At 43.9% G+C, this 15,635-nt stretch carries 16 protein-coding genes; 4 read left to right on the top strand and 12 right to left on the bottom strand.

The window, feature by feature from the left end; genetic code table 11:
* Positions 1 to 33: 33 nt before the first annotated feature.
* Together IGI71_RS03290 and IGI71_RS03285 are read right to left on the bottom strand one after the other, a co-directional pair.
* Positions 34 to 1,476 (bottom strand): helix-turn-helix domain-containing protein, encoded by a 1,443-nt coding sequence (locus IGI71_RS03290; RefSeq protein WP_231472864.1) that lies wholly within the window; start codon positions 1,474 to 1,476, stop codon positions 34 to 36.
* Complete coding sequence (locus tag IGI71_RS03285) at positions 1,466 to 2,773, bottom strand: NAD(P)/FAD-dependent oxidoreductase (RefSeq protein ID WP_231472857.1); 1,308 nt, start codon at positions 2,771 to 2,773, stop codon at positions 1,466 to 1,468. The genes IGI71_RS03290 and IGI71_RS03285 overlap by 11 nt, the downstream gene beginning before the upstream one ends.
* A gap of 136 nt (positions 2,774 to 2,909) precedes the next feature.
* Here IGI71_RS03285 and IGI71_RS03280 point away from each other — a divergent pair, with 136 nt between their 5' ends.
* Positions 2,910 to 3,734: a DUF92 domain-containing protein gene (locus IGI71_RS03280; RefSeq protein ID WP_231472856.1), complete on the top strand. Its 825-nt coding sequence runs from the start codon at positions 2,910 to 2,912 to the stop codon at positions 3,732 to 3,734.
* 61 nt (positions 3,735 to 3,795) lie between these two features.
* Here the strand turns inward: IGI71_RS03280 and IGI71_RS03275 are convergent, their stop codons facing one another.
* A complete protein-coding gene (locus IGI71_RS03275; protein WP_034858162.1) occupies positions 3,796 to 4,506 on the bottom strand; it encodes an MgtC/SapB family protein in 711 nt (236 codons plus the stop codon).
* Positions 4,507 to 4,737: 231 nt separating this feature from the next.
* Positions 4,738 to 5,439 carry a glucosamine-6-phosphate deaminase gene (gene nagB / locus IGI71_RS03270; protein WP_005225171.1) on the bottom strand — a complete coding sequence of 234 codons (702 nt, stop codon included), beginning with the start codon at positions 5,437 to 5,439 and terminating at the stop codon, positions 4,738 to 4,740.
* 227 nt (positions 5,440 to 5,666) lie between these two features.
* On the opposite strand from nagB, the gene IGI71_RS03265 reads away from it, so the two are divergent.
* Positions 5,667 to 6,830: an epoxide hydrolase family protein gene (locus tag IGI71_RS03265; protein ID WP_231472855.1), complete on the top strand. Its 1,164-nt coding sequence runs from the start codon at positions 5,667 to 5,669 to the stop codon at positions 6,828 to 6,830.
* A gap of 122 nt (positions 6,831 to 6,952) precedes the next feature.
* Here IGI71_RS03265 and IGI71_RS03260 read toward each other — a convergent pair whose 3' ends face one another.
* Positions 6,953 to 7,555, bottom strand: coding sequence for a LysM peptidoglycan-binding domain-containing protein (locus tag IGI71_RS03260; protein WP_231472853.1), 603 nt, complete (start codon positions 7,553 to 7,555; stop codon positions 6,953 to 6,955).
* Positions 7,556 to 7,789: 234 nt separating this feature from the next.
* Between IGI71_RS03260 and IGI71_RS03255 the strand changes: the two genes are divergently transcribed.
* Positions 7,790 to 8,179 carry a YxeA family protein gene (locus IGI71_RS03255; RefSeq protein ID WP_231472851.1) on the top strand — a complete coding sequence of 130 codons (390 nt, stop codon included), beginning with the start codon at positions 7,790 to 7,792 and terminating at the stop codon, positions 8,177 to 8,179.
* 316 nt (positions 8,180 to 8,495) lie between these two features.
* On the opposite strand, the gene glnA is transcribed toward IGI71_RS03255, so the two are convergent.
* The 6 genes from glnA to IGI71_RS03225 form a co-directional block, all read right to left on the bottom strand.
* Complete coding sequence (gene glnA / locus IGI71_RS03250) at positions 8,496 to 9,836, bottom strand: type I glutamate--ammonia ligase (RefSeq protein WP_430616174.1); 1,341 nt, start codon at positions 9,834 to 9,836, stop codon at positions 8,496 to 8,498.
* A gap of 59 nt (positions 9,837 to 9,895) precedes the next feature.
* On the bottom strand, positions 9,896 to 10,276 hold the full coding sequence (locus IGI71_RS03245) for a MerR family transcriptional regulator (RefSeq protein WP_231472850.1): 381 nt from the start codon (positions 10,274 to 10,276) through the stop codon (positions 9,896 to 9,898).
* Positions 10,277 to 10,566: 290 nt separating this feature from the next.
* A complete protein-coding gene (gene hflX / locus IGI71_RS03240) occupies positions 10,567 to 11,811 on the bottom strand; it encodes a GTPase HflX (RefSeq protein WP_231472849.1) in 1,245 nt (414 codons plus the stop codon).
* Positions 11,808 to 12,725, bottom strand: coding sequence for a tRNA (adenosine(37)-N6)-dimethylallyltransferase MiaA (gene miaA, locus IGI71_RS03235; protein ID WP_087626943.1), 918 nt, complete (start codon positions 12,723 to 12,725; stop codon positions 11,808 to 11,810). Before miaA ends, hflX begins: the two co-directional genes overlap by 4 nt.
* Positions 12,722 to 13,471 carry a glycerophosphodiester phosphodiesterase gene (locus tag IGI71_RS03230; RefSeq protein WP_231472848.1) on the bottom strand — a complete coding sequence of 250 codons (750 nt, stop codon included), beginning with the start codon at positions 13,469 to 13,471 and terminating at the stop codon, positions 12,722 to 12,724. Before IGI71_RS03230 ends, miaA begins: the two co-directional genes overlap by 4 nt.
* A gap of 222 nt (positions 13,472 to 13,693) precedes the next feature.
* Positions 13,694 to 14,212, bottom strand: coding sequence for a hypothetical protein (locus IGI71_RS03225; protein WP_005231097.1), 519 nt, complete (start codon positions 14,210 to 14,212; stop codon positions 13,694 to 13,696).
* Positions 14,213 to 14,387: 175 nt separating this feature from the next.
* On the opposite strand from IGI71_RS03225, the gene clpP reads away from it, so the two are divergent.
* On the top strand, positions 14,388 to 14,978 hold the full coding sequence (gene clpP / locus IGI71_RS03220; RefSeq protein WP_005225161.1) for an ATP-dependent Clp endopeptidase proteolytic subunit ClpP: 591 nt from the start codon (positions 14,388 to 14,390) through the stop codon (positions 14,976 to 14,978).
* Positions 14,979 to 15,039: 61 nt separating this feature from the next.
* Here clpP and IGI71_RS03215 read toward each other — a convergent pair whose 3' ends face one another.
* Positions 15,040 to 15,633 (bottom strand): gamma carbonic anhydrase family protein, encoded by a 594-nt coding sequence (locus IGI71_RS03215; protein ID WP_231472846.1) that lies wholly within the window; start codon positions 15,631 to 15,633, stop codon positions 15,040 to 15,042.
* Between the last annotated feature and the right edge of the window lie 2 nt (positions 15,634 to 15,635).

Raw genomic sequence — 15,635 nt, 5'->3', positions numbered from 1 at the left:
TTTTTCAAATTTCTAAGAAATTGACGAAATCCACTATTGAAAGCGTTCGCGGATCATTTTTTTGATCGTTTCCCGATCATAAGCGGTACCTAGTTCACTGATTCGATAAGTCGGTGTTTTCGTCTCAATAGCATAATTTGCCAAGATCAAGTCATATTCTTGTTCTGGGCGATAGCGTTCTACGACTACGCCATTCAAATTTTTGAGATACAGCAGCCACATATAGTAGAGGGCTTCTTTAAACAGTTCATCCATTTTCAAAGCGATCCCGACGCGAAACTCCCGATTGATTTGATAATCGATGATCGTGATGACACTCAAGTATTTGACCATCGTCATCATCAACAAACTATTTTTATCAGATGGCTTGATATCAAGCTCTGCTAAAGCCTTATCCAATAGTTCGTGACTGATTTGCTGGATGTTACGACTGGATAGCTGCGCTTCTAACTGCCAAATATTTTCTCGATCAAAAACCTCCACAGCCCCTTTGAAAAAATACACGCGGCTGTGGATCTGCAGCAGGTGACCATAACAAGTGGCTTCGATTTCACGGGGAACAAACGATGGGCGGTAGAGATGCAAAATATGTTCCAAAATCAAGGTATCCGTCAAGGCAGTTGGTGTAAACCGAGAACGCTGCAGCATATACACTTGCAGATCGTGTTCGGATAACACCGAGAACGACAGTAAAAAGACAAAGTGCAGCATCGCCTCCTCTTCTCTGACTTCTAATGCATAATGGCCAAACCCACGAAATACCAACTCCCGTAATTGCTGAAACAAAGGATCTTTCGTGTAGGGTACCATTTTCTCCCGTAAGACTTGAAAGGATTGAGTAGCAATTTTCAGTCGCGCCTTCATGATCCTCAGCCATAGGGACAAGCGCTGTTGGGCTTCTTTCGTGAAGGTCATGTTCAGACCTCGTGTGATCAGACCGACGTATTTTTCATCGATCGGCAGCGGCTGACTGTCGAAAGAATGGACATACCAAAAGAGTTCAAAATAGAAATAACGAATTTGCGTTTCTTCCCCAATCAGCTTTCCTTGCCAGATCTCTAACTCGAATTCTGCTAGCAAGCCATTTAGCTCTTTGATTTTGCGAAACAAGGATGACTCGCTGACCGCTAATTTTTGTGCCAGCTGGACAGTGGTCACCTCTTGATGCTGCAAAAGATGCTCGAGGATTTGAAATTTCAATGCTGACCGATAAAACGCCCATTCGATTTGATTGAGGGAAAAAGTGGGACTCATTTCAAAGACCAGGACACCTTTTCGATAATACAACTGACACTGCTCTTGGTAGTGAGCCAGCTCATCTTGCAACTCCTCCACATATTTTTCCAAGGAAGGCTTACTGATGCCAAGATAGCTCGCCAGCTCGTGCAGCTCCATTTTTCCGCCCACCAGTAAAAGCTTTTTGAGCAGCTGCAATTGCTTTGCTTCTTTTTTTTCTAATAACTGATCAAGTCTCATCGGCATCACTTCCCGACCACAGAAAAGTTTCGTCGATTACATTAGTGAATCGTGGATGGAAGAAAAAGTCTTTTTGGGTCAACTCCTCCATCGTTGCCTGCTGCTCGATCGCAAATGCTAGTAAATTGATTTTTTCCAAAATATTGGCTTTTGATAAAAGCTGCGCACCAACGATTCGGCCGCTGGCTTGTTCGATCATCACTTTTCCATGAACCTGTGTTGGATCAAACAAGGAACTGGCGGCAGTAAACGCATGACAGACGATCGGAGATTCGAAGAAAAACCGATCCGACTCGGTCAGGCCGGTGCTTGCTAAGTACCATTCAAACAGTTGCGTACCGACTGTCCGCAATCCGCCACGAAACGGGGTGGTTTTGCTTGCCAGATTGCGAGCTGCTGCGATTCCTGAGCGAACAGCATTGTTGACTAAGGGCATATAGACCGTGTCTTTCGTAATAGCATTCGGAATTTGGATCAAATCGCCGACCGCAAAAATATCCGTGGCAGAGGTTTCCAAGTAGGCATCTGTCCAGATGGTTTGATCACTGTGTAATTCAAAGACCGCAAATGCCTCTGGCAAGCGAGGATGAACGTTGACTGTCGTCAATACCAGATCGCTTTCATAGCCTTGATCGGCGGTTTCGATCCGAAAGCCTGTTTCCGTTTTAACGACTGCCAAAGTTGGCTTGGACCAATGCAGCTGCAAGTTGGGGATTTTTTCGATCTCCGTTAAAAAGGGCTGCAAAAAATCGTGATCAAAGTACTTGAATAAAGGATATGACATTGATTCGATCACACTGACTTTTTTTCCGATCGCAGTCAAGGTATTCGCCGCTTCCATCCCCGCTTGACCAGCACCTACGATGGTAATCGACTCTGCTTGGGGCAATTGCTGCAAGAAATGCTTGGCTGCCTCATATTCCTTGTAGGTCAGTAGTGCTTCTTCTGGTTGTGGCAAAACAGTGGAATCTTGACTGGAGCCTGCTGCCAAGACGAGTCGATCATAACTTAGTTCTCGCTGATCCGTTCGAATCCGATGATCCGAAGGAAAAATCTCCAGAAGCGTTTCTTCTAAGGCAACGTCGATCGTTTCTGCCTCCAGCTGCTCCTTCGTACAAAAGAATGCTTCTTCCAGCGATGCGATCCTGCCTTCGATCAGCAATAACAAACCGCTTGGAACAAACCCAAGATGGGTTTTTTTTTCTATCAATAAAATCTCTGCGTCAGGGTATAATCGGCGTGCTTCACGGGCGCAGCTGACACCACCAAAGGACCCGCCTATGATAATGATTTTCATTGGATCACCTCTCTCCTTTAGCTTAAATGAAACGCTCTCATTTGACGAGTAAAAAGCTATCAGGCTGACTATTTTTTTGTTAACTGCGGTAAAATAAATGAGACCTATGCTACACTATACGCAAAGGAGTGTTCAAATGGTTTTCTTTTATCAATTCATGCTGGGATTGTTTGCCAGTACATTCGTTGCAGCGGCAGCATTCGTCTTTCAGTGGCTAACTGTTTCTGGCGCACTGGCTGCGATTCTTTGCGGCACACTGGTCATTGGCTTTGGTCCGTGGTACAGCATCTTTTTGATTGGCTTTTTCTTTGCCAGCTCTGGCATCATTGGTCTTTTAAAGAAAATGCGCAATCAGCCAGAGTCAGCTGTGCTTGCCAAAGGTGCTCGCCGTGATGCAAAACAAGTCTTTGCAAACATCGCACCAAGCATCTTTGCTCTACTGCTTGCCTTTTGGACGAAAGAACCGCTATTCCTTTGGGGATTTGTGGCGGGAATCGCTAGCTGTACGGCTGACACTTGGGGCTCAGAAATCGGCGTGCTGAGTCCAAGTTCACCGCGTCACTTACTAACGGGAAAAAAATTACCACCGGGACTTTCCGGCGGTGTCAGTTGGTTGGGAACTGCCGCTTCCCTAGCAGGGAGTCTCGCCATCACTGGTTTATTCGCAGCAGCCTTATGGTTGAACGGCAAGCCGTTCTCCTTTGATCTCTGGTTGACCTTGACTGCTTTAGGCTTTGGCGGTAGTCTCTTGGACAGCTTACTGGGCGCAACGATTCAGGTGCGCTATCAATGCCCTGTCTGTCACCAATACACCGAAAAAAAAGTCCACCACGACGTTGCAACCAAGCAAGTCGGCGGTCTTACCTTTGTAACGAATGAAGGGGTCAATTTGCTGAGTTCAATAGTGATCGTTATTTTGACGGTGTGTTTCTTTTACTTAAAAATGTCTACCGCATCATAAAAAAAGCAGCAAAGCACCTCACTAATGTGAGGTGTCTTGCTGCTTTTTGACTCAATACCGATTAAGCAATATCCACTAAGCGGATCTTCGTGACATTTTTGTAGACAGACAATTCTTCGATCACTTCAGAAAAGCCTAGTCCTCGGGGGAGATCAATCGTATAAATGTTGGTATAAATGCGATAGTCTTCCATGAATTTGACATCAAAATTGACATCTTCGATCACGATATTTTTCTCTTGGAAGTACTCCGTCAAAAACTCTTTGGTCTCGGTGCGATGGATGTACTGGATCTCTAATTTTTTTGCTGTTGGTACACGGACGATCCGCTTAACGATCGTCAATGCAAAGAAGATCCCGATAAAACTGCTTAATGCGATGGTGTAAAAGCCCATCCCGATGGCAATTCCTAAACCTGCGATCGCCCATAAGGAAGCAGCCGTCGTCAACCCCGTCACCGAGCGCTTCGTCACAATGATCGTTCCGGCGCCTAGAAAACCGACCCCGCTAACGACTTGTGCGATCAATCGTGCTTCGTCTGAACGAATCACGCCTGCTAAATCTGGATGATCCAGCGCATCTCGCATGGCACCTGTGGCGATCTCCACTTGGATCAAGGCAATGACACAAGCCCCCATGCAAACCAAGATATGGGTTCTAAGACCAGCTGGTCGGCTTTTGTATTGCCGCTCGTACCCAATCGCTCCTCCCATGATCATTGCCAGCAGCAATCTCAGCGCTACTTCAGGAATGGATAAATGCATATCAACCATTTGCATCCCTCTTTTCTTCGTATTCTCTCTTTTAACTATAGCATCTCTGATGAAAAAAAGAAAAAAACAGCGCCGAATCAGTCAAATAAAAAAAGCCCCCTCAGAAAATAAGCAAGTAAGCTACAAACCATTGCTCGCAGCTGCGCTGGCGCTACTGCACAAGCGCAAGGGGAAGCTGCGTGGATGCTCATTTTTCCTTCTGACTTATTTCTGAAAAGGGCTGATTTTGTTTTACAGGTTGCTGGCAGCAGCCTCATCGATGATCACGATCACGTCATCATGCTTTTGTAAAACAGAAGCCGGTAATTCGTTGGTTACGGGTCCTTCAATCATTTTTTGGATCGCATCCGCTTTGACTTCGCCAAATGCCATCAAAATGATTTTTTTGCTTTGCATAATCGAACCGATCCCCATTGAAATTGCCGTCGTTGGGACGTCTTCGACTTTATCAAAGTAGCGTTTGTTGGCATTGATGGTCGATTCAGTTAAATCAACGACTGAGGTCGTTCCTTCAAAAGATGCACCAGGTTCGTTGAAGCCGATATGTCCGTTTTGACCGATACCCAAGATTTGGATATCAACTGGGTGATCCGCAATCACGCTATCGTAGCGTTGGCATTCTGCTTCTAAGTCTTCCGCTTTGCCGTTTGGTACGAAGGTTTCTTTGAATGGTTTTTTATTGAATAAATGAGCATTCATGAAGTAGCGATAGCTTTGTTCGTCTTCGCCGCCTAGTCCTACGTATTCATCTAAGTTGACTGAAGTCATTTCTGAAAAATCAACTTCACTGGCAGTCATTTCTGCATAAAGGGTTTCTGGCGTGCTTCCTGTTGCTAAGCCTAGGACCTTGGCGCCATTTGCCATACCTTCTTGAATCAATTCAAAAGCTTTCTTTCCGCCTTGAGCAGCATCTTTAACGCGAATAATTTCCATGATCAGCGCTCCGTTTCTATTTGGTATAGTCCAATAATACCACAGGTTGTGTTTGATTACAATAATTAGTCTAGACCAGATGACGATTTTTACTATTTTGATAGCCGAATCTGACTTTTTCATCCTAAAAATCAGATTCAATTTTGACTAATCAAGCGAAAAACTGTAAAAAGAACATACGTTCATGTATCCTATTCTTAACAAGTACATTTTTATTAGGAGGTCCCATGGAAATTAGCCCTTTTGAAGTAAGGATTTCAGAAAAAGCATTGAGTGACTTAAAAAAACGCCTAGCGCTAACAAGGTATCCCGATGAACTTGCCAATGCTGGCTGGAATTATGGTATTCCTTTAGATGATATGAAAACGATTATTTCTTATTGGCAAGACGAATTTGATTGGCGTCATACGGAAAAGAAAATAAATGCTTTTGCCAATTTCACAACTACGATTGATGGATTGACGATTCATTTTATACATGAACGTGGGCACGGTCCCAATCCGACACCATTGTTGATTCCCCATGGTTGGCCGAGTTCTATTTATGAGCTTTTGGATTTGATTCCGTTCCTAACTGATCCAGAATCCTTTGGCGGTTCACCAGAAGCTTCTTTTGATGTCATTATTCCTTCAATTCCTGGACATGGATTTTCTGACATCCCAAAAGAGGGACATTTTGAAGATCGCAAGGCTGGGCAGATTTTGTTAAAACTTATGAAGAGGTTGGGCTATGATCAATTCGGAATTCATGGTTATGATTTAGGAGCAAGTATCGCCGGTCTCCTATGTTTGGATCACCCAGATAATGTGATTGGCTACCATACCACCTCACCGGGAAACCCTAGTCCTCGTATAACAGATGAAACGCCTATGAGCACAGCAGAAACAGAATATTTGGCACTTTGTAAACGTTGGTATGCAAAAGAAGGTGGCTATGCTCATAGTTTAGGTACAAAACCACAAACGTATGCTTATGGACTCAATGATTCACCTGTAGGTTTAGCTGCCTTCATTATTGAAAAATGGTATTTATGGTCAATGCAGAATGAGGAAGACACCCACTATCACTTTGACTTGGATACACTCTTAACCAATGTTTCTATTTACTGGTTTACCGAAACGATCAATTCTTCAAATCGCTTCTACTATGAAGGTCAATATACACAGTGGCCTAACCAATTTGAACGTTCATTTGTACCTTTAGGTGTTTTACTAACTTCCAAAGCTCATGAACGTCCGCCAAAAGAGTACGTAGAAAGACTTTTCCCGAAGATCCTTCGCTGGGAAGAGCTTAACACTGGTGGGCATTTCGCTGCTGCTGAATGTCCAGCTTTGCTTGCAGACCATATCTGCACTTTCTTTTCTACAGTAACTGATACAACAAAGGAGTAAATAAAAAAGCTGTGCCCTAAAAGTTGATGGGCGCAGCTTTTTTAGCGTCTGCGACGAGCTGTTCAAAAACTAAATGCTCGCTTCAGTTATAGTATAGTATTTTTTAGATCAAGTTTTCTTGCTTACCAATTCGTATAAACATCAATACCGCTATGACCGACACCTGTGTCATAGACTTTATAGGCACCTAAAGATGATTGACCAGTCGATCCTTTCGGTTGATTATCACTGGCAACAACGATGTACCCATCGGCATCACGGATGGTTCCGTCTGATGCTACATGGCGACCAGGGATATTCAATCCGCCTCCTGGCAAGACTTTTTGTGAGTAGTACGATTCTCTCACACCATTGAAATAGTTGATCCCATCCACTGGATTCAAGACACCAGAACCAGCACCAGGAACGCTTGAACGAGTTTGACTCACGTTAGAAGTCGCTGTAGACTCACTTTTTTCTGTGCTTTCTTTCGTACTTGTTTCTTTGTTTTCTACTGATTGGCCATCGTTAGAAACCAACAATGTTTCGCCATCAAAAATCATATTTGGATTTTCGATCGAATCATTTAAAGCTAAAAGGTCTTCGACCGTTGTTTGATAAGTAGCAGCGATCCCAGATAGAGTGTCTCCTGGTTTGACAACATGGGTTTGTTCTGCTGCTGAAACAACTGTTCCGCCAACGAATAAACCAAATCCTGCAACAACTGTAAATGCAAATTTTTTCAAATGAAAAAACCTCTCTTTTGATTATTTGTCCCGCTATCGGGCACAAGTAAGAGAATAACATTACAATATTGCAGGAAGGTTTCAGAAATATTTTTCATTATCACAATTGTTAAACAGAAAGTTACAGGATTTTTATTCAAAAATGCTAAACTTACAATATTGTTATCCCTTTCGATGAGTGCTTTTAGTGGCCACATGCTATAGTGATGCTAGTAATGGAAAGGAATGACACCCATGAAAAAACTACTATTAACGCTTGGCGTTTTGATTATTGTCGTAGCCGGCTATTTCGGCTACATGTACTATGCAACAACGTATCGCGGCATCACGGCTTATGCTATCACGCCCAACAAAGTCCCTGAAAAGACACAAACCTACAGCGATTCTGGTGAAAAAATAGATGGCTCTTTTACCTACAAATACACCTTTGAATTCGTAAAGAAAAATGGTGAAAAAGAACTCATGACCTATGACCTGACGGGCGAAAATGTAAAACCATTGGCTCCAAATACTTTAGTCAAAGCAGAAATCAGTAAGACCCGCATCATTTCTGGTCCCAACGAAGTCCCTCAATCAGAAGTCCCCGCAAAAATACTGTCTGAGCTGGAAACCTTTGACGAATAAGGACTTCTTACAAGAAACTTTCTACTTTTTAAGGTTCATTTTACTTTGACGGTCTATGCTAGCTTTATACCAAAACTATTTTTCTTCCTCTTACCAGTCCTCGCCCGACTGGTATTTTTTGATTTTTACCAATGGTCAAGAGTTACGCTTCTCATAGACAGAACCGCTCTAGCTTCGCAATGGTTTTTTTCTCAAACTTTGATCAAGCAGCTATTGATGATCGGAAATAAATAAAACCAGAATCAAGAGGATACAAGCTGGTGCCATCATAAAAAAACCGCTAGATTGTTTATCTCTAGCGGCTTTTTTTGCGATTTTAATAGAGTTCCAAGTATTGTTCTCTTTCCCACTCGGAGACTGTTTGGCGGAAGGCTGCCCATTCTAATCGTTTTGCTTCGACAAAGTTGGCATAGATGTGTTTGCCTAAGGCATCGATCATCACTTGGTCTTTACGCAATGCTTTGATGGCATTGTGGATCGTTGATGGCAGATCTTCGATTTGTGCTTCTGCACGTTCTGTTTCGTTCATGATATAGATGTTGCGGTCGACAGCTGGTGGTGGTGTCAACTCACGTCTAACGCCATCAAGTCCTGCTTGTAATAAAACAGCCATTGCTAAGTATGGGTTAGCGGATGGGTCAACCGAACGCAATTCCAAACGCGTTGACAAGCCTCTTGATTCTGGCACCCGAATCAATGGTGAACGGTTGCGTCCTGACCATGCCACGTATACAGGCGCTTCGTAACCTGGCACTAAGCGTTTGTAAGAGTTGACGGTTGGGTTGCAGACAGCCGTGTAAGCACGGGCGTGTTCGATCAAACCGCCTAAGAAGTGATACGCTGTTTGGCTTAATTGCATTGGTCCTTCTTCATCAAAGAAGACATTTTCATCACCTTTGAACAAGGACATGTTGCAGTGCATGCCTGAACCGTTGATGCCGAATAATGGTTTTGGCATGAAGGTCGCATGCAAGCCGTGTTTACGAGCAATGGTTTTCACGACAAGCTTGAAGGTTTGGATGTTGTCACATGCTTCCACTGCATTCGCATATTTAAAGTCGATCTCGTGTTGCCCTGGTGCCACCTCATGGTGAGACGCTTCAACTTCAAAACCAAGGCTTTCTAATTCTAATACGATATCGCGACGGCAGTTTTCCCCTAGATCGGTTGGGGCAAAATCGAAGTAGCCGCCTTTGTCGTTTAATTCCGTTGTGATTTCGCCTGCTTCATCTAATTTGAATAGGAAAAATTCGGGTTCTGGTCCAAGATTGAAAGAAGTAAAACCAAGGGATTGCATGTCAGCTAATGCCCGTTTTAAGTTGCCACGAGGGTCGCCTGCAAATGGGGTGCCATCTGGATTGTAGATATCACAGATCAAACGAGCCACTTTGCCATGTTCACTTTCCCAAGGGAAGATCATCCAGGTGGACAAATCAGGATACAGATACATGTCACTTTCTTCAATACGGACAAACCCTTCAATAGAAGAACCGTCAAACATCATTTTGTTTTCCAGTACTTTATCTAATTGACTTACAGGTACTTCAACGTTCTTGTTCGTTCCTAAAATATCAGTAAACATCAAGCGTAAAAAGCGCACGTTCTCATCCTTTACGATTTGTTTGATGTCTTCGGCAGTTCTTTCAAATTTTGGCATAGTATCCCTTCCTTTTTCCCAATTCTTTTTTTATATCACAGCAACGATCTACTAATGCTCTACATTCGTGGACCTTTTTGCTGGTATGGCTGTTTTTGATTCAATCCACCTTGAGCCAAGAGTTCATCATAAAAAATTCGACGTACATCTTCATCGGTCAGCGGCGGTTTGTTCTTCGCTTCTTTTTCTTTGGCAACTTTCATTTCATAAACTCGTTTGATTCCCGCCATGTTCAGTCCATCGGAAAGATAGTCTTTGATCTCTAGCAAGGTATCAATATCATTCAGCGAATACATTCGTCGATTGCCATCGCTGCGTTCCGGGTGGATCAATTCTTGTTCTTCGTAATAACGAATTTGACGGGCGGTGAGATCGGTCAATTTCATGACTGTTCCGATAGGAAAGACTGACATTGAGCGCCGCAATTCTTTTTCCCGCATAACTTGGCTCCCCTCCGTTTCAATGATGCTGCGTAACTTTATGGAAACTATACCAATTCTTTTTTTGTGTGTCAACCCCTCATGTTAGAAAAAGTGACATGAATGCAAATTTTTTTGATTTTTCCATTGGGCCCTTGATTTGATCGCATGTTCAAGCAGTCCTTTTTCTGGAAGAAATGGTACCTTAGCCAAAAATGTTCGGGTTTTGCACTTGAAGAAAGTCAAACCACTTATACTCCCATAATTTTGTCACCACAAAAAAACGGTGCATCGGCTGCACCGTTTTCTGTTTATTCCTGTTCTTGCGCCATTCTGCGTAGTGGATAGGTATCCTCCAGCGCAAATCCTTTGATATGATAGGTCTGTGTTGCTTCATCGAAGGCATTGCTCAACACTAGCGACTCCCGTTTTAAACGATTCAGCGCATTGCCTTCATCGGCTTGCAGCACTAGATGATAAGGCTGCATGATCTGCATCAATTCCATTTTGATCTCCTGAGTCAAGCGTTCTTTGCCTTTGGTACTCTTTGCTGAGATCAAGACATTGGGAAAGAGCGTTGGGATAAACTGATCGGCGTCGATGCGATCCGCCTTATTGTAGACCGTCAACATCGGTAATTGGGTCAAAGAAAGTTCCTCCATTAATTTTAAGACCGTCTCCTCTTGCTGGACCCGTTCTTCGGAACTGGCATCGACGACATGCAGCAAGAAGTCCATGTTTTGACTTTCCTCCAGTGTGGAATGAAACGCATCGATCAATTGGGTCGGCAATTCTTGGATAAAACCAACCGTATCGGTAATGGTGACTTCGAATCCTTCTGGCATCCGCCAGCGTTTCGTCAAAGGGTCAAGTGTCGCAAACAACTGGTCTTGTTCATACGTATCCGCACTGGTCAAAATGTTTAAAATAGTTGATTTTCCAGCATTGGTATAACCAATCAAGCCCATTTGAAAGACTTGGCTGTCTTTGCGCTTTTGGCGTGTCCGGTCTCGATGGGCTGCCACTTCCTTCAATTCCCGTTTGATGATGGTGATGCGGTTGCGGATGTGTCGACGATCGGTCTCCAGCTTGGTTTCCCCTGGTCCTCTCGTTCCGATTCCGCCCCCTAGCCGAGACATGTTCTTTCCTTGCCCTATCAAGCGTGGAAGCAAATAATCCAGCTGCGCCAATTCTACTTGCAGCTTTCCTTCTTTGGAACGGGCACGCATCGCAAAAATATCAAGGATCAGCTGGACGCGATCAATCACTGGCACTTCTAGCGCATCACCGATCAACTGGCTTTGCCTTGGTGTCAGTTCATGATTGAAGATCACTAGATCTGCTTCATGTGCTTCTGCCAACTGCTGCAATTCCGCAACTTTCCCCTTGCCGATCACGGTTTGTCGATCGACTTGCTGCCGTTTTTGCACCAGTGAAAAAACAACTTCACCATTGGCGGTTTTTGTTAAGCTTTTCAATTCTTTCATTGACGAATCAAAATGAAGATAGTTTTTCTCCGTTTCTACTCCGACAAGAATCACACGTTCTTGGCTCATCTTTTCTCCTCCAACCATTGGTCGATTTCTGTTTCAAGGGTACGTTGTTCTTCAGGTTGCCTCACTAAATCAATCCATCGGGGCTGTGCTCGGTTATTGAACCACGTCAGCTGCCGCTTGGCGTAGCGGCGTGAGTTTTGCTTGATTTGCTCAACGGTCTCCTCCAATGTGGCCTGCCCTTGAAAATAGGGCAAAAATTCCTTGTAGCCGATCCCTTTGGCGGCTTGCGTTTCTGGATACTGCAAAACAGCTTTTGCTTCTTCGATCAAGCCTTGATCCATCATCAAGTCCACTCGCTGATTGATTCGCTGGTATAACACTTCTCGCTCAGTGGTTAAACCGACCATGAAGAAATCGTACAAAGCTTGTGGTGTCTCTTTTGGTGCAGCGATACTTTCGCCAGTCGTTTCAAAAACCTCCAACGCACGAATCACTTTCCGCTCATTGTTGTAGTGGATCTTCGCTGCTGCCAAGGGATCGACCGCCTGCAGCTTTTGCCATAAAGCTTCTTTGCCGATGGCTGCTGCTTCTTGTTCGTAACGCTGACGAATCGTAGGGTCGCCTTCTTCTGCCCCTAAACGAAAGTCATACAAAAGCGCTTGGATGTATAACCCTGTTCCCCCTACAACGATCGGCAGCTTTCCTTGCTGCTGGATCGTCTCGATGGCTTCACGCCCCATTTGCTGGAAATCAGCGGCAGAGTATGCTTCCGTCATTGCACGAATATCGATCAAATGATGAGGAATCCCTGCCATTTCTTCCTTCGTCACTTTGGCGGTACCGATATCTAACTGACGGTAAATTTGCATGGAATCCCCGCTGATGATCTCCCCTTGGTATTTTTGGGCTAACTGGATACTCAAGGCGGTTTTACCAACTGCGGTCGGTCCCACGATTACTAAGACTTTTTTCATCCTTTTGTTTCCTCGCGAACCTGTTGCACAATTGCCCGAGCTTTTTCTGGAAAATCGGTGATGATCCCCGTCAAACCCAGAGCCAAGCAGGTGCGAATCGCCGCTTCTTCGTTGACAGTCCACGGACGGATCGCGATCGGAAAATCAGTCAAGACTGTTGCTGTCTCTTGGATCCAGCGATAGGCAGGATGAATTCCTTCGATATACGGTCGGCTGAGCGCCAACGGTGGTTTGTCTTCCCCGCGTCCCATAATAAAATCAAGGGTCGCATCCGGTTCGATCGCATGGATCCGATCCAAGGTCTCGATATTGAAGGAACAATACCAATGAGTAAAGGGCCATTCTTGACTATTCATTAAGTCGGATACTTTGGCTTCGATTCCTTCATACTCATAATGATCGGTTTTTAATTCGATCGTCAAAATGCCACGATAATTCTTCGCTGCAAGTAAATCCAACACTTCTTTTAGCGTGGGGACTTTGGCGGCTTGGAATTCCTCAGAAAACCAGCTGCCAGCATTGAGTTCTTTTAGTTCAGCAACCGTCAGGTCACAGATCCGACCTTTGCCGTTGGTCGTTCGATCAACCGTTTCATCATGCATGACGATCAAGCCGCCATCTTTTGATAGATGTACATCTAACTCAATGATATCAGCTTTGACCCGCACCGCTTCCGCAAATGCTGGTAGCGTGTTTTCAGGTCGGTTGCCGCTACTCCCGCGGTGGGCAACGATTTGTACCATCATTCTTTCACTCCATTCTCACTCTTTATTTTACCATGGAATCTCCTAGAACCAAAAAGCCTCTGTTTGTTTCGATCCTCTTAATGAATAATAACGCTTTGTTTCGGTCAAAGAAAAACACCCTTACTATGATCGCAGTAAGAGTGTGTGTGATCAGTTAAAAAAGCGCAACCGTCGATACTCTGGTTTGGTTCCTTAACCAAGGAAAACGGCTGACCAGTAGAATCAAATCGTTTTTGAAAAATAGGTCAACGGTTCGCTCGTCATGTTTTTCATTTGGGTTTTACGCTCATTGACCATTTCGACTAATTGATCAAGGAAATTTTCCATAATGATCCGACCGCCTTTATAGGTATACCCACCGATTTTAACAGTTTCCTCTGGGGATAAAATCACCCGACGTGTTCCGATTTTTTTGAAAAATTCTTCCAAGAAAAAATTCGGTAGATAAAAACTGTTTTGCGCCGCAAAAGATTGTAGATAGGCAAAATCATCGATGGTGATATAACAGTCGTCAAAGGCATCAAAGCTGACATACTCATCCATCAGCATGACACGTTTTTGTAGAATCTCACTGATTTTTTGATTCAATAAAACCAACGTTTCGATTTCTTTGACTTTATGCTCCAACAAACGGCGTTGTTTTTCTTTTTGTTCCTCATACCGAATGCGTAAATTAAAAATGATGGTTACTAACAATGCGCCTACTAAGACGCCGATCAAACCTGCTATTGCTACTGCCATTCTTCGATCCTTCCTCATTCCTTTTTTCATATTGTATCATATTTGAAAGTTTCGCAAAAAAGATAACGAACTTTTTATTTGACCTTTCTTGACCTAATCGGTATACTATCTCTTAGATATTGCGAAAACTTTATGCTAAACTATATCTATAACGATTTTTAGGAGGACTATCACTATGAATTTAATTCCTACAGTCATTGAACAATCATCTCGCGGTGAAAGAGCGTATGACATCTATTCTCGTCTATTAAAAGACCGGATCATTATGTTGAGTGGTCAAGTAACCGATGACTTAGCAAACTCGATCATTGCTCAGCTTTTATTCTTGGACGCGCAAGATTCTGAAAAAGACATCTACTTGTACATCAACTCGCCTGGCGGAAGCGTTACTGCTGGTCTAGCGATCTTTGATACCATGAACTTTATCAAAGCCGATGTCCAAACCATCGTTATGGGGATGGCTGCTTCTATGGGTTCATTCTTATTAACCGCTGGTGAAAAAGGCAAACGCTTTGCATTACCAAATGCAGAGATCATGATCCACCAACCATTAGGTGGCGCACAAGGACAAGCAACTGAGATCGAAATTGCTGCCCGCCACATTTTGGCAACCCGCGAACGTCTGAACAAAATCTTGTCAGAACGTACTGGTCAACCAATCGAAGTGATTGAACGCGACACCGATCGCGACAACTTCATGACCGCACAAGAAGCCAAAGATTACGGCTTGATCGACGAGATCATGGAATCAAACAAATTGAAATAAGCTTGCATAAAAAAGGTGTACGAAGCAATTCGTACACCTTTTTGCGTCTTTTGGTTCGGCGTCAGACTTCACCATATTCGCCCTGTTGGTAAGCATACCCATTTTCCACGTAATGCGTGATGTTTGCCTGATTTTTGGCGATTTCTTCTTCTGTCAACGGACGGATCACTCGTGCAGGACGACCAAACGCCAACACATTGGGCGGAATGACGGTTCCTTCCGTTACTAACGAACCAGCACCTAACAAACTATTTTCACCGATCACTGCATGATTCAAAACAATCGAGCTCATGCCGATCAGCGCCCCTTTTTTGATGGTACAGCCATGAAGCATACACTGATGCCCAACAGTCACATCGTCTTCCACGATCGTCGGGGCATCGTGATCAACGTGGATGATCGTTCCATCTTGAATATTGGTACGCGCGCCGATTTCGATGCGATTGGCATCGCCTCGAATCACTGCTTGAAACCAGACCGTACTCTCTTTTCCTAGAGTCACGTTTCCTACGATCGTCGCATTTTTTGCCACAAAACAAGGTGTTCCTTGCGACGAGGCTGGCGAAACTGTTTTGTGGGTTTCATTCCCTGATTGTTCTTTGTCCATCAACTTCTCCTTCCAATCCATAAACGGATCTGCGCTTTCTTTTTTCACTA

The sequence above is a fragment of the Enterococcus sp. DIV1279b genome, assembly GCF_050531515.1.
Lineage (GTDB): Bacteria > Bacillota > Bacilli > Lactobacillales > Enterococcaceae > Enterococcus_D > Enterococcus_D casseliflavus.
Note: the sequence above shows the minus strand (reverse complement) of the source record. Positions and strands in the feature narration are given on the sequence as shown.

Bases quoted from the DNA above. Each gene is read 5' to 3' on its own strand.
- IGI71_RS03290 (WP_231472864.1), bottom strand. From the start codon at position 1,476: ATGAGACTTGATCAGTTATTAGAAAAAAAAGAAGCAAAGCAATTGCAG.
- IGI71_RS03285 (WP_231472857.1), bottom strand. From the start codon at position 2,773: ATGAAAATCATTATCATAGGCGGGTCCTTTGGTGGTGTCAGCTGCGCC.
- IGI71_RS03280 (WP_231472856.1), top strand. From the start codon at position 2,910: ATGGTTTTCTTTTATCAATTCATGCTGGGATTGTTTGCCAGTACATTC.
- IGI71_RS03275 (WP_034858162.1), bottom strand. From the start codon at position 4,506: ATGGTTGATATGCATTTATCCATTCCTGAAGTAGCGCTGAGATTGCTG.
- nagB (WP_005225171.1), bottom strand. From the start codon at position 5,439: ATGGAAATTATTCGCGTTAAAGATGCTGCTCAAGGCGGAAAGAAAGCT.
- IGI71_RS03265 (WP_231472855.1), top strand. From the start codon at position 5,667: ATGGAAATTAGCCCTTTTGAAGTAAGGATTTCAGAAAAAGCATTGAGT.
- IGI71_RS03255 (WP_231472851.1), top strand. From the start codon at position 7,790: ATGAAAAAACTACTATTAACGCTTGGCGTTTTGATTATTGTCGTAGCC.
- glnA (WP_430616174.1), bottom strand. From the start codon at position 9,836: ATGCCAAAATTTGAAAGAACTGCCGAAGACATCAAACAAATCGTAAAG.
- IGI71_RS03245 (WP_231472850.1), bottom strand. From the start codon at position 10,276: ATGCGGGAAAAAGAATTGCGGCGCTCAATGTCAGTCTTTCCTATCGGA.
- hflX (WP_231472849.1), bottom strand. From the start codon at position 11,811: ATGAGCCAAGAACGTGTGATTCTTGTCGGAGTAGAAACGGAGAAAAAC.
- miaA (WP_087626943.1), bottom strand. From the start codon at position 12,725: ATGAAAAAAGTCTTAGTAATCGTGGGACCGACCGCAGTTGGTAAAACC.
- IGI71_RS03230 (WP_231472848.1), bottom strand. From the start codon at position 13,471: ATGATGGTACAAATCGTTGCCCACCGCGGGAGTAGCGGCAACCGACCT.
- IGI71_RS03225 (WP_005231097.1), bottom strand. From the start codon at position 14,212: ATGGCAGTAGCAATAGCAGGTTTGATCGGCGTCTTAGTAGGCGCATTG.
- clpP (WP_005225161.1), top strand. From the start codon at position 14,388: ATGAATTTAATTCCTACAGTCATTGAACAATCATCTCGCGGTGAAAGA.